18 protein-coding genes are annotated in these 20,304 nt (G+C 59.0%); 8 read left to right on the forward strand and 10 right to left on the reverse strand.

What is annotated here, in order from left to right; genetic code table 11:
* Positions 1-240: 240 nt before the first annotated feature.
* Positions 241-1,227 (forward strand): carboxypeptidase-like regulatory domain-containing protein, encoded by a 987-nt coding sequence (locus ACP_RS01505; RefSeq protein ID WP_052294639.1) that lies wholly within the window; start codon positions 241-243, stop codon positions 1,225-1,227.
* Here the strand turns inward: ACP_RS01505 and ACP_RS01510 are convergent, their stop codons facing one another.
* Together ACP_RS01510 and ACP_RS18215 are read right to left on the reverse strand one after the other, a co-directional pair.
* Positions 1,228-2,730, reverse strand: a complete 1,503-nt coding sequence (locus ACP_RS01510; protein WP_012680706.1) for a carbohydrate porin — start codon at positions 2,728-2,730, stop codon at positions 1,228-1,230. It abuts the gene before it with no gap.
* 134 nt (positions 2,731-2,864) lie between these two features.
* Positions 2,865-3,041 (reverse strand): hypothetical protein, encoded by a 177-nt coding sequence (locus tag ACP_RS18215; protein WP_169305888.1) that lies wholly within the window; start codon positions 3,039-3,041, stop codon positions 2,865-2,867.
* A 345-nt stretch (positions 3,042-3,386) separates the two neighbouring features.
* Here ACP_RS18215 and ACP_RS01515 point away from each other — a divergent pair, with 345 nt between their 5' ends.
* Positions 3,387-3,656: a metal/formaldehyde-sensitive transcriptional repressor gene (locus ACP_RS01515; protein ID WP_012680708.1), complete on the forward strand. Its 270-nt coding sequence runs from the start codon at positions 3,387-3,389 to the stop codon at positions 3,654-3,656.
* Between the two features lie 5 nt (positions 3,657-3,661).
* Here the strand turns inward: ACP_RS01515 and ACP_RS01520 are convergent, their stop codons facing one another.
* The 6 genes from ACP_RS01520 to ACP_RS01540 form a co-directional block, all read right to left on the reverse strand.
* Positions 3,662-5,527: an ABC transporter ATP-binding protein gene (locus ACP_RS01520; protein WP_012680709.1), complete on the reverse strand. Its 1,866-nt coding sequence runs from the start codon at positions 5,525-5,527 to the stop codon at positions 3,662-3,664.
* A 48-nt stretch (positions 5,528-5,575) separates the two neighbouring features.
* Positions 5,576-5,950: a hypothetical protein gene (locus ACP_RS01525; RefSeq protein ID WP_012680710.1), complete on the reverse strand. Its 375-nt coding sequence runs from the start codon at positions 5,948-5,950 to the stop codon at positions 5,576-5,578.
* A gap of 51 nt (positions 5,951-6,001) precedes the next feature.
* The gene (locus tag ACP_RS01530; protein WP_012680711.1) at positions 6,002-6,496 is read right to left on the reverse strand and encodes a gluconokinase; all 495 of its coding nucleotides are present in this window, start codon (positions 6,494-6,496) and stop codon (positions 6,002-6,004) included.
* A gap of 4 nt (positions 6,497-6,500) precedes the next feature.
* Positions 6,501-7,559: an S-methyl-5-thioribose-1-phosphate isomerase gene (gene mtnA / locus ACP_RS01535; RefSeq protein WP_012680712.1), complete on the reverse strand. Its 1,059-nt coding sequence runs from the start codon at positions 7,557-7,559 to the stop codon at positions 6,501-6,503.
* 537 nt (positions 7,560-8,096) lie between these two features.
* Entirely contained in the window at positions 8,097-8,378 is a 282-nt protein-coding gene (locus ACP_RS17575; RefSeq protein ID WP_238525620.1) for a hypothetical protein, read from the reverse strand.
* 147 nt (positions 8,379-8,525) lie between these two features.
* Positions 8,526-9,152: a YkgJ family cysteine cluster protein gene (locus ACP_RS01540; RefSeq protein ID WP_012680713.1), complete on the reverse strand. Its 627-nt coding sequence runs from the start codon at positions 9,150-9,152 to the stop codon at positions 8,526-8,528.
* A gap of 88 nt (positions 9,153-9,240) precedes the next feature.
* On the opposite strand from ACP_RS01540, the gene hmgA reads away from it, so the two are divergent.
* Genes hmgA through fahA form a run of 3 tightly spaced genes read left to right on the forward strand, consistent with a single transcriptional unit; the run spans position 9,241 to position 12,725 of the window.
* Positions 9,241-10,551 (forward strand): homogentisate 1,2-dioxygenase, encoded by a 1,311-nt coding sequence (gene hmgA / locus ACP_RS01545; RefSeq protein ID WP_012680714.1) that lies wholly within the window; start codon positions 9,241-9,243, stop codon positions 10,549-10,551.
* A gap of 33 nt (positions 10,552-10,584) precedes the next feature.
* Positions 10,585-11,454 carry a hypothetical protein gene (locus tag ACP_RS01550; RefSeq protein ID WP_041839791.1) on the forward strand — a complete coding sequence of 290 codons (870 nt, stop codon included), beginning with the start codon at positions 10,585-10,587 and terminating at the stop codon, positions 11,452-11,454.
* Positions 11,451-12,725 (forward strand): fumarylacetoacetase, encoded by a 1,275-nt coding sequence (fahA, locus tag ACP_RS01555; protein ID WP_012680716.1) that lies wholly within the window; start codon positions 11,451-11,453, stop codon positions 12,723-12,725. The genes ACP_RS01550 and fahA overlap by 4 nt, the downstream gene beginning before the upstream one ends.
* Positions 12,726-12,757: 32 nt before the next feature.
* On the opposite strand, the gene ACP_RS01560 is transcribed toward fahA, so the two are convergent.
* The gene (locus tag ACP_RS01560; RefSeq protein WP_012680717.1) at positions 12,758-13,837 is read right to left on the reverse strand and encodes a LacI family DNA-binding transcriptional regulator; all 1,080 of its coding nucleotides are present in this window, start codon (positions 13,835-13,837) and stop codon (positions 12,758-12,760) included.
* Positions 13,838-14,031: 194 nt separating this feature from the next.
* Here ACP_RS01560 and ACP_RS01565 point away from each other — a divergent pair, with 194 nt between their 5' ends.
* Together ACP_RS01565 and ACP_RS01570 are read left to right on the forward strand one after the other, a co-directional pair.
* Positions 14,032-15,279 (forward strand): homoserine dehydrogenase, encoded by a 1,248-nt coding sequence (locus ACP_RS01565; RefSeq protein ID WP_274426285.1) that lies wholly within the window; start codon positions 14,032-14,034, stop codon positions 15,277-15,279.
* Positions 15,280-15,491: 212 nt separating this feature from the next.
* Complete coding sequence (locus ACP_RS01570) at positions 15,492-15,971, forward strand: hypothetical protein (RefSeq protein WP_012680719.1); 480 nt, start codon at positions 15,492-15,494, stop codon at positions 15,969-15,971.
* Positions 15,972-16,043: 72 nt separating this feature from the next.
* On the opposite strand, the gene ACP_RS01575 is transcribed toward ACP_RS01570, so the two are convergent.
* The gene (locus tag ACP_RS01575) at positions 16,044-17,030 is read right to left on the reverse strand and encodes an aldo/keto reductase (protein WP_012680720.1); all 987 of its coding nucleotides are present in this window, start codon (positions 17,028-17,030) and stop codon (positions 16,044-16,046) included.
* Positions 17,031-17,269: 239 nt separating this feature from the next.
* On the opposite strand from ACP_RS01575, the gene fdhF reads away from it, so the two are divergent.
* Positions 17,270-20,287: a formate dehydrogenase subunit alpha gene (gene fdhF, locus ACP_RS01580; protein ID WP_012680721.1), complete on the forward strand. Its 3,018-nt coding sequence runs from the start codon at positions 17,270-17,272 to the stop codon at positions 20,285-20,287.
* Positions 20,288-20,304 lie beyond the last annotated feature (17 nt).

A 20,304-nucleotide genomic window follows, 5' to 3' on the forward strand; every position in this document is an offset into this window, starting at 1 on the left:
AATCTGAGGCTGCTATCTGACACATTTCACAGTCAGGAGCAGCCTTTGCTTCGCCTGCTCAAATGACACGCTGCTGTGTTCCCGCATCCCACCTGTGTGTCTATTCAAATCCTCTGTACTCGGCCCCATCCAATTAGAACCCTTGCTTCCTTGCTGCCGAAGCTGACCGTGCCGGCAATTGTCGGTGCGGCGTCGTTGTGTTTTCTGCTCTCTATCCCGGCGAAAGCAAAAGCTCTGGCTATGCCACTCCGGTCTGTTTCCGGACTGCCGGATGCACCGGCGTACAGCGATCCGCATGGCTCGGGCGTCATTCTCGGCACTGTGACCAATCCGCGGGGAACAGGCGTTGGCGGGGTGACAATCACCGTCAGCAGTCAGGGATTGCCGTCCCCGATTGACGTACACTCAAATGCCAACGGAAAGTTTCGCATAACAGGCCTCGCGGCCGGAAACTACAACGTGAAAGCATCCGCCACAGGCTTTCTGCCGGCAACTCCTCCAACGGTCGCATTGGGCTCCGGAGAGCATTACAAGCTCTCCATCACCATCGTTCCCGTGCCCAAGGCGGTCACCACCGTCAAGGTAGTCGCCTCCCCGGTTGAGATTGCCACCGCTCAGGTGAAGCTTGAGGAAAAGCAGCGCATCCTCGGCTTCATCCCAAATTTCTCTACCAGCTATGAATGGAATGCCGCGCCGCTCACTTCGAAACTAAAATACGATCTCGCGCTGCATGTCATCACCGATCCCTACACCTTTGCGGTGGCGGCCGGTCTGGCGGGTGTCGAGCAGGGAGCCGGATACTATCCCGGCTACGGCGGCGGATGGCAGGGCTACGGCAAGCGTTTTGGCGCTTCTTATGCTGACGGCGCTATCGCGCGCTTTACCGGCGGAGCCGTCTATGCCTCATGGCTGCATCAGGACCCTCGTTACTTCTACAAAGGGCATGGCAGCACCGGGTCCCGGCTTTGGTATGCCATCCGTTCCGCGTTTGTCGCACGGGGCGACAACGGGCGAGCGCAGCCCAACTATTCTGAACTGCTGGGCGATTTCACGGCTGCTGGAGCGTCCAATCTCTATCTCAGTCCTCATGATCGCTCCGCGCGCATCACGATACAGAACGGACTTGTGGTCATAGCCGGCGACGCGATTGAAAATGTCATGCGTGAGTTCCTTACGAAAGGCCTCACCTCGCACATTCCACCTGGAGCGAATGGACAAATCCAGTAGTTAAAAGTCGACGTGCGCGCGCACGCCCTCTACCCACACCGGCCCGCGGTCCCGGTTATAACCAGGGTCATCGATATGCTGCATATCCAGCGCGAAATACATTCCGCGCCAGGCATGCAGGTTGTAATAGCTCTCTTCAATATTTTCGCGGCCATAGCGCAGATGGCCGTCACCAAGCAGAAATCCGAGACCACCCAGCGCCAGATAGCGCTGGTGGTCTTTTTTGATGGCATTGCTGACAAAGGCAAAGCCAATCTTGTCGACCGGCCGCCCCCATTGTGCGCCGTTGTAGTCGCCGCCTGCTTCTACAGTCTGCGCCACTTCCGTGAAGGCAAAGGACTCATGCTTGTCAGGATTCCACCCAAACCGGCTGAAGACGCGCAGATGATTGGTGATGTCCTGTTCGTCATTCCATCCAAACCCGTATTTCACAGTCCCTTGGCGCTCTGTGTCACTAATCTCTGGTGTCGAAGTCAGATCGCTCCGGTAGTCCTGCACCGACTCACGATAATTGCCCATATCGGCATGATTCACATATGCAAGCACTCGCGACACACCATGCTTTCCTCGTAGCAGCGAATGGTTCCAGTCAAACTCCCAGTTCTGCCCGTTCGCACGGCTGAAGGCCCAATCCAGAGTCTCTCCATTGGCAACCGTGGGCATGGCGAAAATGCCGTAGCGAAAATCCCACTGCGGCGAATCATACTCGAGGATGCCGCCCACGGTGTAACCCCGCGTGTCTGCCGCGTAATCCCATGCGCCGTTGTTGTCCACCGTCCAGTTCATAAACTGCAGATGGCTGTCACTGCCCGCTTCATTGGCGTCAAATTGGTCCGGCAGGCTCATCTTGCCCACGCGAATCTCGATCCGCCGTGCGGGAACCTTTGTTGCAAGGTCAAACGGATCGCGATCCTGCGCGACCATCTTGCGGCTCAACCCGATGATCTGCAAAATCTCGCCTCGCGCCAGGTAGGGCGTGGAGCCGAGGTTAGGATTCCGCACCACATCCAGATTCGTGAATCCCGCCAGACCCAGCGCCTGGCTCAATCCGCGCCCACCAGCCGACTCCACATCCACAATGAAGTCCGTCTCATCGTGAGAATTGAAATGCCACGCATAGCCGGTATAGAGCGTGCCGAGCAGGGAAGTCTTGTACTCGCCGCCGCCGCTGAAGCTGTTCGGCCCGCTGTAAGGCGAGTGAAAGCCACCATGAGCCTGGAAGATGATATTTGCCTGCCCGGCAATCATCCACGGCTTCCCGTCCGGATGAGGAAACATCGTCAGTAGCGGCGCGTCATTCCTGGAACGCTCTTGATCCGCCGGGCTATCGGCAAGCACCTGAACATCGCCACTTTTCCAATGCTCAAGGCCCAATCTTAGATAACCACCGGCTGGCGCACTCCAGCGCAAAGCGGCCTGCGGCGCGTCCGGCAGTGGCGTTGGGGTCTGCGCCGAGGCCAACGCCGGAAGCAGGGAAGCAATGACAATCCAAACGCTACGCAAGAGATCTCCTCATGCTGTCACTCTGTCGCGGACAGCTTATCGCGGTTCTATTGCAATCCGTGCAAAACACCTGCCCGCATTGGAGAGGGACGGTCAGAAATCGGTGAGGAAACAATCTCCGGTGCGCTCGTTTTTTAAGCGCACCAACGCAATTCTCCCGTTTCTTCTGCCATTTCCGGTTGTTCGTTTACAGGGTGCTCCTGCGGCTCAGCAACCCACACAGAAATGAGGCCGCCCTGCGTGTTTTCAGCCGCAATCCAGATGCGGCGCAGTGATTCAGTCTTCTGTCGAACGGATACAAAGGGAAACATGGTTCCTCCATCAGGCATGGGCGCACGCTTCCCGCGCTGTGCGAAGGCGCACAGCAGTGAGGCCACGCCGTAGCTGGTTAAGGAGGGAGTGAGTCTGGCTTAGATACCAATGCCTGCTCACACGCTCGAATCACGGGTCGTATGATGTGATGAGCGGTGAGAATCGCCTGCGGTGCTTAATGGCGTTTTGCAGATCGCTCGTCACAACACAAAGAGAAAGTCCGTCTACTCGGAGGTTCTTGTGTGGTGTGCATGCTCATAACTTTCGTTTTCAGGTGAGGAGTAAGAATTCATCCTTACCAACCTCAAAATACCATACCCCCCTAGGATATAGTCAACAAAAAGATGACCCAACGCGACAAGGAAAAGCAGAAGCTGATTGCCCGCATCAAGCGCATCCGCGGGCAGGTGGATTCCATCGAACGTTTGCTGACCGCCGACGATGACTGCGCAGACATTCTCATGCTGCTGGCAAACATCCGCGGCGGAATCAATGGGTTGATGGCCGAGGTGCTCGAAGATCACATTCGGCATCATCTCGGCGAAGGTTCGCCTGAGTTGACTGCCGAACTTTCAGAGGACTTGATCGACCTGGTACGCGCCTACTTGAAGTAGGCGTCTTACTTCGCCTCGACAGTATCGCCCTCGCCCGGAGCAAGAAACAGATTCTGCTCCAGCCCATGCTGGCGCGTGTAGAGATCCCAGTAGCGGCCGCCCAGAGCGAAGAGCTCCGCATGACTGCCGCGCTCGACAATCTCGCCACTCTCCACCACCAGAATCTGGTCTGCACGGCGAATCGTCGAAAGCCGGTGCGCAATCACAAACGTTGTGCGCCCCTGCATCAGGTAGCTCAGACCTTCCTGAATCATCGCTTCTGACTCCGAGTCCAGCGACGACGTTGCCTCGTCCAGAATCAGAATGCGAGGGTCAGCCAGAATCGCGCGCGCAATCGAGAGCCGCTGCCGCTGCCCGCCCGAGAGCTTCACCCCGCGCTCGCCCACAATCGTCTCGTAGCCTTCAGGGAAGCGCTCGGCAAATTCATCCACGCGCGCAATGCTGCAGGCGCTAAGGAACTGTTGTTCGGACGCGTCCGGATTCGAGAAGAGAATGTTGGCGCGAATCGAGCCGTCAAAGAGAAAAGACTCCTGCAGCACCACGCCCAGTTGTGCCCGGTAGCTGTCCAGTTGCACGGTGGTCAGGTCAATGCCATCCACCAGTACGCGGCCGCTCTCGGGATTATGAAACGCGCACACCAGACTGATGATCGTCGATTTCCCCGACCCCGACGAACCCACCAGGGCCGTCACGGTTCCCGGCTGCGCTTCAAAACTGACGCCCTTGATGACCGGCTTGTCTGGCTCGTAGGCAAAATGCACATCTTCAAAAGTGACTCTGCCTTCGATCTCATCCAACACGCGCACGCGCTTCGGATCAGCAAACTCATCCGACTCGTCCAGCACCTCAAGCGTCCGGTCCAATCCTGCTGCGGCCTCGGTCAATTGAGTGCCCACAGAAACAATCTGGAAGATCGGAGCAATCATATACGCCAGCAGCATCGTGTACTGGAAGTAATCGCCGGTGGTCATTTTGCCGCGCAGCACCAGGTGCCCGCCCATCAGCATCACCAGCCCGCCAACCACTCCCATCACTGTGGTCGCGGCAAACGACAGTACGCTGGTCGCGGTGAGGGAACTGATCACATTGGCAAGCAGCCGGTCCACGCCTTCACCAAAGACGCGCGTCTCGCGGTCCTCGGCGTGATAGCCCTTCACCACACGCACGCCACCGAGCGATTCCGTCAGCCGGCCTGTCACTTCCGCGGTGATGCGCCCGCGCTCGCGAAAGATGGGGCGAATTGTCTTGAACGCCTGCTGCAGAATCAGCACAAACAGAACCACGACGCCAAAAATGATCAGGGTCATGTTGCGGCTGCGATACAGCAGAAAACCAAAGACCAGCAGAGCCGTGAGCAGCCCACCCACAAACTGCACCAGCCCCGTGCCGATCAGGTTCCGAATGCCCTCGACGTCGTTCATGATGCGAGATACGAGCACACCCGTTCGGTTCGCATCATAAAAGCGCACCGGCGGCCGGCCCACGTGGCGCTGCACCCGCTTGCGCAGATCAGCGATCATGCGTTGCGCGGCTTTTGAGAGCAATTGCGTCAGAGCGTACGATGTGGCGGCCTGAATCGCGGTGGCCACAAACACCGCGCCCACCAGCGGCAGCAGCATGTTGCCATGATGCTGATCCAGCACATGATCCACCAGGTACTTGGTCGAAACTGGCAGAAACAGTCCGGCAACCCGGTTGATCGCCATCAGCACCAGGCCAAACAGCATCAGCCATTTCCGCGGGCGAATCAGCGCCCAGACCTCGGGCATCACGCGCCGCAAACGCGGCTTCTTCTTCGGCTCTTCGGCCCGCGTCCGATGCCGGCCTGCGCTGCCACGTTCTGCCCGCATCGAAAAATTGCTCATTCGCATCGAAGAGTCTCCGCCAATTGGCTGGTCAAATCTACAAAAGCAGCGCGATCAGGCGCGTGCGCGCCTTGCATTGATAAACGAGCGAACGCACAGCAGCACGTACGCCAGCAGGATCAGCGACATTGCAGCTTTGTCCTGTTCTGCGACCGGGCGCAGAACCTGGTGGCCCTGCATCATCTGCACCCAGTGATAAATCCCAGGAACGGTACCCAGAAACCCGAGCAGTCCGATCGTCACCGCAATGTGCATGATCATCATGCGGCGCTTCGGATTGGGAGTGCGCGCAAACCAGCCCAGAATGGCCAGCACCGCGCCCACATACGCCGGAATCAGAGCGGTTGGCGCATGGCTGCCCGTGCCAACATAACCAAACACTCCAAGCAGAATCAGGAGAAATCCGAAGAAAATCGTTGTAATTGCCATTCCCAACCCTTCATGCCGCTACGAGTCGGCAGATTGTTTCTTCTTTATGATTCACAGCGAACGAATTTGCGCCAGAATTTTGCCCGCGATTTCATCTGGCGAACCTTCGGCCTGGATGCGCAGTGCATCCTTAGGCTCTTCCAGCGTTGCAAGCTGGCTATCCAGCAGTTCCGGACTCATGAAGTGCCCAGCGCGATGCTCCAGGCGCTTCTGTAACTCGGCGCGCGGCACTTCCAGCAACACAAAGTGATAGCTGCCCTCCGGCAGCCCCTTCGCCAGTGTGTCGCGGTACGTCTGCTTCAAGGCCGAGCAGGTCATAATGCCACTCTCGTCTCGCCTCGCCCAACTCTCCAGCACTTCATGCAGCGAGGCCAGCCATGGTGCCCGGTCCTCGTCGGTCAGCGGAGTGCCGCTGTGCATCTTCTTCCGGTTCGCGTCGCTGTGATAGTCGTCGCCTTCGGCAAATTGCCATCCCGTGGCCTTCACCAGGGCTTCGGCGATGGTCGATTTTCCAGCGCCACTCACGCCCATCACGATCAGGATCATGGCGCTAGGCTCCCGCCGGGGTTGCAGCCAACTCGGCCAGTGATTCCGGATAAGGGGCACGCAGCACGCCGCGTTCTGTAATGATCGCGGTTACGTATTGGGCAGTAGTCACATCAAACGCCGGATTCTCGATTCCCGCGCCCTCCGGCGTAAGCTGCTTGCCGCCGTGGTGCGTTACTTCTACCGCCGGGCGTTCTTCAATCGGAATCGTGTCGCCTGTCGGCGTCTCCATATCGATCGTTGACCAAGGGGCCGCCACATAAAACGGAATGCCGTGCTCTTTAGCCAGCACCGCCACGCCGTAGGTGCCGATCTTGTTGGCGACATCACCGTTGGCCGCAATGCGATCCGCGCCAACCACCACGGCCTGAATCTTGCCGCGACGCATCATGCTGGCAGCCATGTTGTCGCAAATTACCGTGGTCGGAATGTTGTCGTGCAGCAGTTCCCATGCGGTCAAACGCGCTCCCTGCAAAAACGGACGCGTCTCGTCGGCGTAAACCTGAATCTCGGCTCCGGCCTCGACAGCCGCGCGAATCACGCCCAGCGCCGTCCCGTAGCCGCAGGTCGCCAGAGCGCCGGCATTGCAATGCGTCAGCACGCCTCCGGAGCGGGGAAGTAACTCAGCTCCGTTTTTCCCCATCTCACGGCACGAGGCGATGTCTTCCTCATACATCTTGTTCGCTTCGGCAATCAGAATTTCTCGAATCTCCGGGATGGAAATGCCCGGTTTAGCCGAAAGCTTTTGATAAACCTCTCGCATGCGCGCAATGGCCCAGAAGAGATTCACGGCCGTCGGACGGGTAGCCGCAAGCACGCGGCAGATTTGCTCAAACTCTGGCGTCAAGTCGGCCACCGTGGTGGCTGGGCTCTGTTTCACGCCCAGAGCCACGCCCATGGCGGCAGAAACGCCAATCGCAGGTGCGCCCCTCACCACCATGGTGGTGATGACATCTGCAACTTCTTGATAAGTCGTTGCAAGTACGTAGGTTTCTTCCAGGGGAAGACGGGTCTGGTCGAGAAACTCGACCCCTTTTTCGGTCCAGGTGAGGGTAGGAATCATCCCTATCAGTGTAAAGCAGAGCCCCGAAAACCACTTTTTTGATCCCTTCATACAGTGCCGAGGGTGGGGATTGCGGCCATTGCCCCATACAGATTTCCAGCTTCCTTCCAGGAATACTCGTATCCCACCTTGGTGGCAGTTACACTACGTGAGACGACCGGATACCGTATAGGCGCGAAATAAAGGAAATAGAATTCGCGCAAAACTACAAAAGTTCAGTTTGAGTGACGAGTAAGACTATTGGAAAGCGCCCAGACGAATCTGCCAATCTGCAAGTTCTGCAAGTCCGCTGACGTTTTTAGAATCTCTCGACGCGGGCTTCTCCAGACCAGTGTGTTTACACTCTTGGGATACTACCCTTGGGAATGTCCTCACTGTCGCAAAGTCTCCCTGCTGCGTCGTCGTGGCAGTCAGGGGAAAAAGTACCGGCCACGCGGTTCTTCCTCAAAGAAATAGCTACGATTCCTTTCGCGTCATGGCAATAAAGAGGGGAGAGATTCTAGGATCTCTCCCCTCTTTATTGCTTTCAAAGGCAGTTTAGCGATAGCGCCAGTGTCCTTCCACCCAGAACCAGCCGCGGTGCCGATGAGTCCAATGCCCCGGAACCCAAACCGCATGCGGACGCGGTGGTCTCGCCCAGTAGCCGTGAACCCACACGTAGTGCTCCCCATTCCATCGCTGGTAGCCCTCAATCCACACATAGTGCCGTCCCGGGGGCGGCGGACGCCGTTCCACCACGCGCGGGGGCGGTCCAATGCGCACAAAAACCTGTCCATAGGCCATACCCGTGCTCAACATCGCAGCAGCTACAGCTGTCATCAAAAGTTTTTTCATTTGTGCCTACACCTCCTGATTTGCAGGCAATCTGTTCGCAGATATTTCCTGCCAGATTGCCGCCAACAGCAGCATTGAGCTGCGGTTACAGGTCATAGACCCGATCTTGCGGGCCGGAGTTGTGGCTACGTTTCAAGTTTTCCTGAGAGCAAAGGCCACCAGGGTCGGCCCAGCTTGATGGCTTCTTGATTCTGCTTCCCGGGTCAGTGTCTCTTCCATGGCTCCGGCATGCTCCAGTGACACCGCGCATCGGGCCACTTCGTCTTCCGGCGCGCCCACAAAGCACAACTCGCACACTGCAAGCCCATCAGCGCTTTCTACAGGAGGCCCAAAGGTACGGCAGGTCATCGGCCGAGCCACGTACAGGTCGCAGAGTCCCGTTTCCGGGTCCAGCACCGGGCATACTTCGTCATTGGCATATTCGGCGAAGCGCTCTTCAAAGCCCTCATCCTCTTCCGCCAGAACGCCTGTCTCCACGTCTCCAGGAAAATCTTCCGCGATCCGTTCCAGCGATCTCCGCACCCGCTCGCGCACCGCCCCGGCTCGTTCGGTATCCACCTCTGCCAGCGCCGTCAATCCATGCCGCAATCTCTCCGCATCCAGTTGCGAAATCGCAAAGACGCCCACGCAACATTGCGTGCATCCCGGTCTGCAAGCCAGCCAGTCGCCAGACTTTTGCGCGGCCTCAGCCGTCGCCGCATCCACAATCTGAAGCAGTTCCGCATCCGATCCCATGACGGCAGCATAGCGGTTTCGCATACATTCCGCTCAGGCCGGTTGCCAACCGCCGCGCGGCCCGATAGCTTAGAGTGTTTCGCGAAATGCGATCTGCGAGAGAGGATCATCCATGGCAGAACAGGCACTTCCATATCAATCCGGCTTTGGCAATGAGTTCGCAACCGAGGCTGTCTCCGGAGCATTGCCCGCCGGGCAGAATGCCCCACAAAAAACCGCCTTCGGCCTCTACACCGAACAGTTGAGCGGCACGCCGTTTACCGCGCCGCGCGTCACCAACCGGCGCACGTGGACCTACCGCGTTCGCCCGTCCGTCACCCACAAGCCCTTTGAAGAGATTCCCTCCGGCCTCATCCGCACCGGCCCGTTCCATGAGGTGCCCACCTCGCCCAATCAGTTGCGCTGGAACCCGCTGCCGATCCCCGAAGAGAAGACCGACTTCGTAGACGGGCTCGTCACCATTGGCGGCGGCGGCGACCCGGCCATGCAGACCGGGGTCGCCATTCACATCTATGCAGCCAACGCAAGCATGCAGGGCCGCTTCTTTTACTCCGCGGATGGCGAGCTGCTCATGGTGCCTCAACTTGGCGCGCTTCGCCTGCACACCGAGCTTGGCATCCTTGAGGTCGCTCCCGGAGAGATCGCCGTCATTCCGCGCGGCATCAAATTCCGCGTCGAGCTCAAAGACAAAGCCGCGCGCGGTTACGTCTGCGAGAACTACGGACTCAGCTTCCGCCTGCCGGATCTCGGCCCCATCGGCGCCAATGGCCTTGCCAACCCACGCGATTTTCTCGCGCCTGTTGCGGCCTTTGAAGATGTCGATGGCGACTTTCGCATCATCGGCAAATTTCTCGGCCGCCTCTGGTCGGCCCCCATCGATCACTCTCCGCTCGATGTGGTGGCCTGGCACGGCAACTATGCGCCCTACAAGTACGACCTCAAGCTCTTCAACTGCATCAATTCGGTCAGCTTCGACCATCCTGACCCATCCATTTACACCGTGCTCACCGCGCCTTCCGCCGTGCATGGCACTGCCAACTGCGACTTCGTCATCTTTCCGCCGCGCTGGATGGTCGCCGAGCACACATTCCGCCCGCCGTGGTTCCATCGCAATATGATGAACGAATTCATGGGCCTCATCTTCGGCCAGTACGACGCCAAGGCCGAGGGCTTTGTCCCCGGCGGAGCCAGCCTGCACAATTGCATGAGCGGCCATGGTCCCGATGCCGAAACCTGGGAGCGCGCCACCAGCGCAGACCTCAAGCCGCATTACCTGGCAGACACGCTGGCCTTCATGTTTGAGACCCAGCTCGTCGTGCGGCCCACGCAGTTCGCGCTCGAAACGCGCATCCTGCAGCACGAGTACTACGAGTGCTGGCAGGGATTGAAAAATAACTTCCGCAACGCCATAAAAGGGAAGTAGAGGACCTGATTGAGAAACGCCGTGCAAGTGCTGATGTCTCATGCTGTCGATTACGCGGGCCTGTTTCCGCCTGCCGCTCTATCCATGCAGGAGGCCGTGCGCAATTATGCGCAGTATGCGCGCGGCGCCGATGCATGGATGCTCGGCCGCTTCATCCTGCCGGCCACGCGCCTGCCTGAATTTGCAACCGCACTCGAAGCAAATTGTTGTGCCGAGCGCGAACGCCCCTGGATGCTCTCGCTGCTCGCCTCCGCGGACCGCGAAGCCGATATCGCCGCCATGCAAAACTTCACCAGCGGCCTGGCCTTCCTCGATGCCCTGGAGCTGCGCGCCGATTCCGCGCAGCAAGCCGCCCAGCAAGTGGAAGACACGCTGTCTGCCTATCCCACACAAATCACCCGCTTCGTGGAATGCTCCGCAGAAGCTCTGCCGCACATATTGCCGGTATTGCATAAGCACAAGGCGCACGCCAAAATCCGCACCGGCGGCGTCACTGCGGAAGCGATCCCCGGCATCGAAGCGGTTGCGGATTTCCTTCTCGCCTGCGCACAGGCCGGCGTCGCCTGCAAGGCCACCGCAGGGCTGCACCATGCCTTGCGCGGTGAATACCCGCTCACTTACGAGCCTGGTGCGCCAACAGCTGTCATGCACGGCTTTCTGAATGTGTTGGCGGCATCATTGCTGGCACAGGCTCAGGCGTCTCGCGAAGAGCTTCTGATGGCTCTCGCCAGCACCAGCGCCGCGGAGTTCACCTGGACGCCGGCTACCTTCCGCTGGCGCGAACATCGCTTCACCCATTCGCAAATTGAAGCAGCGCGGCAGCACGGCCTCATCAGCTTTGGCTCCTGCTCATTCACCGAGCCTGTCGAGACTCTCGCCCAGGCCATGAAGGAGACCGCATGAGCGAGTTACGCAGTTGGATCGCTGAAGCCAATGATCCAGCCACTGATTTCCCGCTGGAGAATCTGCCCTTTGGTGTCTTTCGTCGCCATGGTAAGCCGCACATCGGCATGGCCATTGGCGACAGCATTCTCGATCTGCATGCGTGCCTCGATCTCGGTTATCTTGATCAGCTTTCGCGGCCCATCCGCGACGCTTGCCGACAACCCACACTCAACGCACTCATGACGCTCGGCCGCACCGCTGCGCATGCGGTGCGAGAGGCTGCAGCTATCCTGCTCAGTGAGCACAGCAAAGTTCGCGATGAACGTCTTCTGGTCCCGCAAGCCACGGCAGAAATGCTGTTGCCCGCGCGCATCGGCGATTACACCGACTTCTACGCGTCCATCTATCATGCAACGAATGTAGGCCGCCTCTTCCGCCCCGACAATCCTCTGCTGCCCAATTACAAGTACGTTCCCATCGGCTACCACGGCCGAGCTTCCTCACTGCTGGTCAGCGAAGCCGAAGTTCGCCGGCCTCACGGCCAAACCAAAGCTCCCGATGCCGCCGCGCCCACCTTCGGCCCGAGCCGTCTGCTCGACTATGAGTTAGAGATGGGCTTCTTTGTCGGTCGCGGCAACGCACGCGGCGAGGCCATCCCCATTTCTGAGGCAGAAGACCACCTCTTCGGTCTCTGCCTCGTCAACGACTGGTCCGCGCGTGACATGCAAGCCTGGGAGTACCAGCCCCTCGGCCCATTTCTCGCGAAGAACTTCGCCACCACGCTCTCGCCCTGGATCGTCACCCTCGATGCGCTGGAGCCCTTTCGTATTCCGGCGCTCGCGCGCTCTGAGGGCGATCCCGTTCCGCTTCCATATCTCAACGATCCCCGGGACCAGGCGCAGGGCGGCTTTGATATTCAGTTGGAAGTCTCCATCCTCACCGGGCAGATGCGCGCCGCGCAGGAAGCGCCCGCCGTCGTCAGCCGGGGCAATCTGAAGTATTTGTACTGGACACTGGCACAAATGCTCACCCATCACGCCAGCAACGGTTGTCCGCTCGAACCGGGCGACCTGATGGCTTCTGGAACCGTGAGCGGCCCCGAAGCAGGTTCATTCGGCTGTCTGCTCGAAATCACTCAGCGCGGCGCCCACCCCCTCACTCTCCCTAACGGAGAGCAGCGCAAATTCCTTCAGGATGGCGATGAGGTCATCTTCAGAGGATGGTGCGAAAAGCCCGGCCACCGCCGCATCGGATTCGGCGAGTGCCGAGGCCGCGTCCTTCCCGGGTAATCGGCCGCCGCTTTCTGCCGCACGCGGAACCGCTATCGCTTCCGCGTGCTGGCAGAAGGTGGAGGCAGCGTCGATTCGCGAATAATCAACTCCGGCACAATCGGCACCTCGGGCGGCAGTTCTTTTTCGCCGCGAATCTTCGCCAGAAGCAGTCGAGCGGCCATATAACCCATCTGCCGCAGCGGCTGGCGAATCGTCGTCAGGCTCGGGTTGTAGTACGCGGCGGCCTCAAAGTCATCAAAGCCTACCACTGACACATCCTCCGGCACGCGCAATCCATGGTTGCGCAGCGCACGAATCGACCCCACCGCGGCAAGATCGTTAAAGGCGATGATGGCTGTGAACTTGCGCGTTCTCTGCAGCAATTCATTCGTAATAGGGAAGCCCAGCTCCGGCGTCGAAGTCGTATTCTCCACCTGCATCGTCAGCTCCGGCAAAACTTCAATGCCTAACTCGCGGCTTACCGCCATCAGGCTGTTCCAGCGGTCTTCCGCGTCTGAGCTGCTCGGCCGCCCACGCATAAAGGCGATGCGCCGATGCCCGAGTTGGTGCAGATGCCGCAGCGAAAGCTCCGCCGCGCGACGGTGATCCAGCACGATATTCGTCACCCCGGGAATATTCCGGTGACCCGGTACCGCAATCGCTGGCAGCGGCAGGCTGTGCTGCAGCGCCGTGTCGATCACCAGAAAGCCCTCGACTGAGCGGTCCATCAGCAGCCTCGGATACTCTTCGATCAAATCCGCTTTGCGCCGATGGCTGGCCGTCAGATAGAAGTAGCCTTCCTCCATCAGAATCTCTTCCATGCCGTCCAGAATGTGCACCGAATATCCGTCGCTCAGCTCCGGCACCAGCACGCCGATCAGAAAACTTCGCTGCCCGCGCAGTGACCGCGCATAAAAACTGGGCCGGTAATCGAACTTCTTCGCCGCTGCCACCACGCGGTCGCGCGTCTCCTGCGGAATCGAGCGCACCCCCGGCGCGTTGTTCAGCACCAGCGAAATGGTGGCAGGCGAGAGGTCGAGATATTCGCCGAGTGTCCGAAGGCTGATGGGCTTATTCGGTACCTCACTCTGCAAGGAGGACGGATTGGCGGACTTCTTGGGTCGAGGCATGATTCAGTCCGCAGTTTCTGCCATCTCTCCGGCAAAGAGCAACTCAAAAATCAATCCGGTCATGCACCTTCGCTTTTCCCGCTTTGCCAATTTCTGCTGTAATTCGCCGATTCTCGACCGATGCCTCACGCATTTGCCCTTAGGATGGAGTTAATCTCTGCGCCTCGTCAGCGCTCTGGAGTCTCGATTTGCCTTTGAAAGTTGCTTTGCTTGGTTTTGGAACCGTTGGCGCTTCTGTGGCGCGCATTCTCAATGAGCGTGCTTCGGCAGACCTTACCCTGACGCATGTCTTCAATCGCAATGTGAGCCGCAAGCGTGTGGACTGGCTGCCAGGCGTCACCTGGACCGAAGACCCCGAGCAGATTTTTGCCTCGGAGGCCGACATCATCATGGAACTGGTCGGCGGTCTCGACCCCGCCGGAGCGTGGGTGCGCCGCGCGCTGTCCTCGGGCAAGTCGGTCGTCACGGCCAATAAAAAGCTCATCGCCGCGCAGGGAATCGAACTCGAAGCTCTTGCCCGCCAGCATGGCGTGCATCTGCTCTACGGCGCGGCTGTCGCCGGAGGCATTCCTGTCATTCCCGGCCTCCTGTCCGGCCTCGCCGGCGATCGTGTCGTTCGGCTGGAGGGTATTCTCAACGGAACCTCCAACTTCATCCTCAGCCGCATGGAAGGGGGCGCGGAGTACGCCGACGAATTGGCCGAGGCCCAGCGTCGTGGCTATGCCGAGGCTGATCCCACAGAAGACGTGGATGGCTTCGACGCGCGCGCCAAGCTGGTGATCCTGTCGCGTCTCGCGCTCGGCGTAAACCTGTCTACAGAAGCCATTACCTGCCAAAGCATTCGCCAGGTTGGCGCCATCGACTTCGCCTACGCCAAGGATCTCGGCTGCACCATCCGCCCCATTGCCCGGGCAGACGTGCGCGGCGGCGGCGTTCTCGCGCTCGTTGGCCCAATGCTGGTGCCTCTGAGTTCGCCGCTTGCCTGGTCACGCGGCACTGAGAATATGGTGCTGCTCACCGGTCATTACGGTGGCGATGTTGTTTTCTCTGGCCACGGAGCCGGCGGCAATCCTACCGCCGTGGCGGTAGTCTCTGATCTCGCGGCCATCTCCGCCGGCGCCGCGCGCCGCACTCCCGATGCCGCCTCAGCCAGCGTCACCGGCGAATTCGAACTCCGCCACTATGTTCGCTTCGTCGTCAAAGACAAGCCCGGCATCGTCGCTGAAATCGCCGGAGCCATGGCCGCTCAGGGAATCAACATTGACTCGCTCTTCCAGCGTTCCGGCTTCGGCAAAGACCATCTGCCCTTCGTCGTCACCACGGAGCCATGCGTCAACTCGCGCCTCAAACTCGCCCTCAGCAAAATTGCTGGTGCGGGGTGGATGGCCGAACCGCCCCTCGATCTGCAGATCCTTGAGCCGGAACCCGCAGCCGTCCAGTAGCCATTCAGACCAGCCCAGTCGTTCCGAGTCGCCAGCCCGGCCCCATAAAGCCCAGCGAAGATGCGTATCCTCCATCATCTGTGCTGGGCTTTTTTCTCCTGCAAATCTCTCTTCTCATCGAACCCCATCTATCGGGAAATGCATCGCATCCTAAATAAGGGAAGAAAATCTCACGGCTGACTGGCAAGCCGCTCGTCACGAAAGGTTTCACCATGAAATTTCATCGCAATATTCGTCTGCCGATCGCCTCGGCATGCGCTGTCCTCCTCTGCCTGCTCGTCCTGCCACTTGCGGCATCGGCGCAGGCATCCGTGGTAAAGACGCAGAAAGCGGGTGACTACACCGTGACCTTGCGCATTCTGCCCGCGGAATCCTTCACCGGCATGAATGCTCAAATGGTGCGTGACGGTGGAGACGAACCCGTCATGGAGGGTGGGCCTGCTTATCCCAACCATCACATGGTCGCTTTCATCAAGAAAGACGGAAAGCCCGTCGAGCACGCACGCGTCACCATCGAATATCGCTCGAATCCCGGTGCGGAATGGACCAAGGTTCCAGTCGCGCGGATGCATGCAAAAGGGAAGGGACGCAAGTCCACGCACTTCGGCAACAACGTCACCTTGCAGGGCGGTAAGTATGAAGTTCGCGTCACCGTGAACGGCAGCACGGCACTCTTCAACGTACAGGTCTAGCGCTCTCTCATCCGCAAATAAGGAGGAGGAGCGTCATCCGCCCCTCCTCTTTATTTGTCTCTGAATGATCGATCAGTAGGAATGCCCCAGGATCGGATGCGGCTCATACGGCTCTTCCAGTGCCTTGATCTCGCTCTCTTCCAAGTGGACGTCCAGCGCAGCCAATGCATCGTCGAGATGATGCATCTTGCTCGCGCCCACAATCGGAGCCGTCACGCCCGGCTTGCTCAGCATCCATGCCAGCGCAATCTGCGCATTGCTTACGCCGCGCTTCCTGGCAATCTCCGTCACCCGATCCACCACGGTAAAGTCCGAATCGCGATAGTAAAGCCCGTGCGCATATTCATCCGTCTTGGCGCGCACCGTCTCGCCATGGTCCTTCTTCGAGCGATTGCCCATCAGAAATCCGCGCGCCAGCGGGCTCCAAGGAATCAGCCCGATCCCTTCCGCTTCGCACAACGGAATCATCTCCCGCTCTTCCTCGCGATACACCAGGTTGTAGTGGTTCTGCATCGTCACAAAGCGGGCCAGTCCCATCTGGTCGCTCACCTGCAGCATTCGTTGAAACTGCCACGCATACATGGAACTAGCGCCGATGTAGAGTGCCTTGCCTGCGCGCACCACATCGTTCAATGCCTCCATCGTCTCTTCAATCGGCGTGAACTTGTCAAAGCGATGAATCTGGTAAAGATCTACGTAATCGGTCTGCAAACGCCGCAAACTCTCATCAATCGCATGAAAAATATGCTTGCGTGAAAGACCCCGCTGATTCGGGTCATCGCCCATGGGATTGAAGACCTTCGTCGCAATCACCACCCGGTCCCGGTCAGAAGAGAAATCCTTCAGCGCCCGGCCCAGAATCTCTTCGCTCACTCCCACCGAATACATATCGGCAGTATCAAAAAAGTTGATGCCCCGCTCCAGAGCATGCTGAATGAATGGCCGGCTTGCTTCCTCCTCCAGCACCCATTCGCGCCACTTCTTTGACCCGTAGGTCATCGTGCCAAGACAAATGCGAGAGACCTTCAGGCCGGTCGAACCAAGATTGACGTATTCCATTGCACCTCCAATAGACGCTGTACCTTTGGATGAGTCTCACCGCCCCCAGGGCTTTTTTTGCCCTCACTTGAACATCCCAACACAAGCGGAGTAACTTCGATTCGCATCATAAATTGCGTGCATCCTTCTCACGAAAAGCTCGTCACATATTTGTCATATAGCAGTGACGTGCCTCCGAGTCTCATGCGCAAGCTGCAAAACGCTGATAGAAGCTCGTTGAACTTGAAATGGAGTGTCCCATGCCTGCACAGTCCGAGCCAAAGCCCGCATTTCAGGGCTCCTGCTCCATCAGTCTGAATGGTCAAACCCTGGAAGCAAACACCGGTGAGCGTCTGATCGATGTCATCAACCGGACTCAGACCCCGCTGCCGCAGGTCTGTTACCAGCCGAAGCTTGGCCCCATTCAGACGTGCGACACCTGTGTGGTTGAGATGAATGGCGAGATCGTTCGCGCCTGTGGTACATCCGTTTCGCCCGGCATGCAGCTCAACACCGCTTCGGCGCGCGTCAAGTCCGCCCAGGGCGAGGCCTTTGATCGCATTCTCAAAAATCACCAGCTCTATTGCTCGGTCTGCGACAACAACAATCAGGACTGTACCGTTCACAACACCACGGCCCTGCTCGACGTCGAACACCAAAAGTATCCATGGCAGCCCAAGCCCTATCCGCAAGACCACACCAATCCTTTCTATCGTTACGATCCCAACCAGTGCATCCTGTGCGGCCGCTGCGTCGAGGCATGCCAGAACTATCAGGTCAATGAAACCCTCTCCATCAATTGGGAGAGTGACCACCCTCGCGTCCTCTGGGATGGCGGCTCTGAAATCGGCGGCTCTAGTTGTGTCTCCTGCGGACACTGCGTCACCGTCTGCCCGTGCAACGCGCTCATGGAAAAGTCCATGCTCGGCCACGCCGGCTTTCTTACCCATTGGCCGCAGAATGCACTTGACCACATGATCGATGTGGTCAAAGCCGTCGAGCCGGAGATCGGCTACGGCCCCATTCTGCAACTCTCCGAGACCGAAGCCGCCATGCGCAACACTCGCGTGCGCCGCTCCAAAACCGTCTGCACCTACTGCGGCGTCGGTTGCAGCTTTGAGATTTGGACCAAAGACCGCCACATCCTCAAGGTGCAGCCCAGCGAAGGTCCCGCCAACGATATTTCTACCTGCGTCAAAGGCAAATTCGGCTGGGACTTTATAAACAGCCCCGAACGAATCAAGAAGCCGCTGATCCGCGAAGGCCACACCTTCCGCGAGGCCAGTTGGGACGAGGCCCTCAGCCTGGTCGCGCGCCGGTTCATGGAGATCAAGGCCCAGCACGGCCCCGATTCCATCGGAGTCATCTCTTCCTCCAAATGCACCAATGAAGAGAGCTACCTCATGCAAAAGTTTGCCCGCGCGGTCATCGGCACAAACAACATCGACAACTGCTCCCGCTACTGCCAGGCACCCGCGACGCAGGGGCTCTTCCGCACGGTCGGCTACGGCGGAGACTCCGGCTCCATTCATGACATTGCGCAAAGCTCGCTCGTCGTCATTGTCGGTGCCAATCCTGCTGAGGCACACCCCGTGCTCGCCACCCGCGTCAAGCAGGCGCACAAGCTCCGCGGACAAAAGCTCATCGTTGCCGACATTCGCCGCCACGAGATGGCCCAGCGCGCTGACATCTTTTTCCGCCCCGCTCCCGGCACCGATCTCGTCTGGCTCTCCGCCATGAGCCGCTATATGTTCGATCACGGATATGCGAAGGCAGACTTCCTCGCGCAGTGGGTCAATCACGTGGACGAATACCGCGCCAGCCTCGAGCCCTTCACCATGCAGCACGCCGCAGAGGTCTGCGGCGTCCCCATCGAGACACTCGTTTCTGTTGCTGAAGCCATCGCAGCCGCACCCAGCATGTGCATCCTCTGGGCCATGGGTGTCACGCAGCACTGCGCCGGCTCTGACACCTCCACCGCTATCTCCAACCTGCTGCTCGTCACCGGCAACTACATGCGTCCCGGCACCGGAGCCTACCCGTTGCGCGGCCACAACAACGTGCAGGGCGCGAGTGATTTCGGCTCCATGCCCGGCTGGTTTCCCGGTTACGAGAAAGTCGATGATCCCGCCGCGCGCGCCCGCTATGAGCAGGGCTGGGGAGTCAAAATTCCCGAAGCCAAGGGTCTCGACAATCATGAGATGGTCAATGCCATCTACGAAGGCAAGCTCAGGGCCATGTATCTGGCCGGGGAAGACATGTACATCGCCGACGCTAACTCCAACTACGTCGGCGGAGGCTTCGAAAAGCTCGACTTCTTTGTCGTGCAGGATTGCTTCTTCACGCCCACCTGCCGCTTCGCCGACGTAGTGCTGCCCGCCAGCCCATCCCTCGAAAAGGAAGGAACTTTCACCAGTACTGAGCGCCGTGTGCAGCGTCTGTATCAGGTGCTCGAACCCCTCGGCGAAAGCCTGCCCGACTGGCGCATCACCACCGCGCTCGCCAACAAAATGGGCGCTAACTGGACCTACCAGCATCCCTCCGATATCATGCACGAGTCCGCGTCCCTCGCGCCCATGTTCGCGGGCATTCACTATGATCGCCTCCAGGGATTCGATAGCCTGCAGTGGCCCGTCGCCGCGGATGGCACCGATCAGCCGCTGCTCTACACGGAGAAATTTGCATTCCCTGACGGCAAGGCGCGCCTTCATCCGCTCGAATATCACGCCCCGGAATCTGTCGAGGATGACGTCTACGATCTTCACCTCAACAACGGCCGCCTGCTCGAACACTTCCACGGTGGCAATATGACCGGCCGCGTCGCAGGTATTCATGAGGAGACGCCCAATCCATTCCTTGAGGTCTCTCCCGAGCTCGCCGCTGACCGCTCTCTCGTCTCCGGCCAGTGGGTGCGGCTCACTTCACCGAACGGCCATCTCCGCATTCGCGTGCTGGTCAGCGACCGCGTGCAGGGCAAGCAGATTTATCTGCCCCTCAACACCCTCTTCACTGACGCAACCAACATGCTCACCGGCCACCATACCGACCATGACACCCACACTCCGGCTTACAAGGAGACCCCGGTGCGTATGGAGGTACTGCCGGAAACGGGAGAAAACCCGCTTCCGCGCCTCAACTTCCGTTACGCCTCCCGAACACCGCAAAACGGCGTCGAGGTTGAGCGCAAATGGAACCGTAGCGATTACGTATTTCCCGGTGATGTCAGCAACGGCCACAACTCTCTGGTGCAGATCACACCCGGCCATCAGAAAAAGTAGAAGGGAAGAGAACATAC

It is taken from the genome of Acidobacterium capsulatum ATCC 51196, from assembly GCF_000022565.1.
Taxonomy (GTDB): Bacteria; Acidobacteriota; Terriglobia; order Terriglobales; family Acidobacteriaceae; genus Acidobacterium; species Acidobacterium capsulatum.

Coding starts and splice junctions, on each gene's coding strand:
- ACP_RS01550 (WP_041839791.1), top strand. CDS start 10,585: ATGTCTCATGCTGTCGATTACGCGGGCCTGTTTCCGCCTGCCGCTCTA.
- ACP_RS17575 (WP_238525620.1), bottom strand. CDS start 8,378: ATGACAGCTGTAGCTGCTGCGATGTTGAGCACGGGTATGGCCTATGGA.
- mtnA (WP_012680712.1), bottom strand. CDS start 7,559: ATGATTCCTACCCTCACCTGGACCGAAAAAGGGGTCGAGTTTCTCGAC.
- ACP_RS01570 (WP_012680719.1), top strand. CDS start 15,492: ATGAAATTTCATCGCAATATTCGTCTGCCGATCGCCTCGGCATGCGCT.
- fdhF (WP_012680721.1), top strand. CDS start 17,270: ATGCCTGCACAGTCCGAGCCAAAGCCCGCATTTCAGGGCTCCTGCTCC.
- ACP_RS01540 (WP_012680713.1), bottom strand. CDS start 9,152: ATGCGAAACCGCTATGCTGCCGTCATGGGATCGGATGCGGAACTGCTT.
- ACP_RS01560 (WP_012680717.1), bottom strand. CDS start 13,837: ATGCCTCGACCCAAGAAGTCCGCCAATCCGTCCTCCTTGCAGAGTGAG.
- ACP_RS01505 (WP_052294639.1), top strand. CDS start 241: ATGCCACTCCGGTCTGTTTCCGGACTGCCGGATGCACCGGCGTACAGC.
- fahA (WP_012680716.1), top strand. CDS start 11,451: ATGAGCGAGTTACGCAGTTGGATCGCTGAAGCCAATGATCCAGCCACT.
- ACP_RS01530 (WP_012680711.1), bottom strand. CDS start 6,496: ATGATCCTGATCGTGATGGGCGTGAGTGGCGCTGGAAAATCGACCATC.
- ACP_RS01520 (WP_012680709.1), bottom strand. CDS start 5,527: ATGCGAATGAGCAATTTTTCGATGCGGGCAGAACGTGGCAGCGCAGGC.
- ACP_RS01575 (WP_012680720.1), bottom strand. CDS start 17,030: ATGGAATACGTCAATCTTGGTTCGACCGGCCTGAAGGTCTCTCGCATT.
- ACP_RS01515 (WP_012680708.1), top strand. CDS start 3,387: ATGACCCAACGCGACAAGGAAAAGCAGAAGCTGATTGCCCGCATCAAG.
- ACP_RS18215 (WP_169305888.1), bottom strand. CDS start 3,041: ATGTTTCCCTTTGTATCCGTTCGACAGAAGACTGAATCACTGCGCCGC.
- hmgA (WP_012680714.1), top strand. CDS start 9,241: ATGGCAGAACAGGCACTTCCATATCAATCCGGCTTTGGCAATGAGTTC.
- ACP_RS01525 (WP_012680710.1), bottom strand. CDS start 5,950: ATGGCAATTACAACGATTTTCTTCGGATTTCTCCTGATTCTGCTTGGA.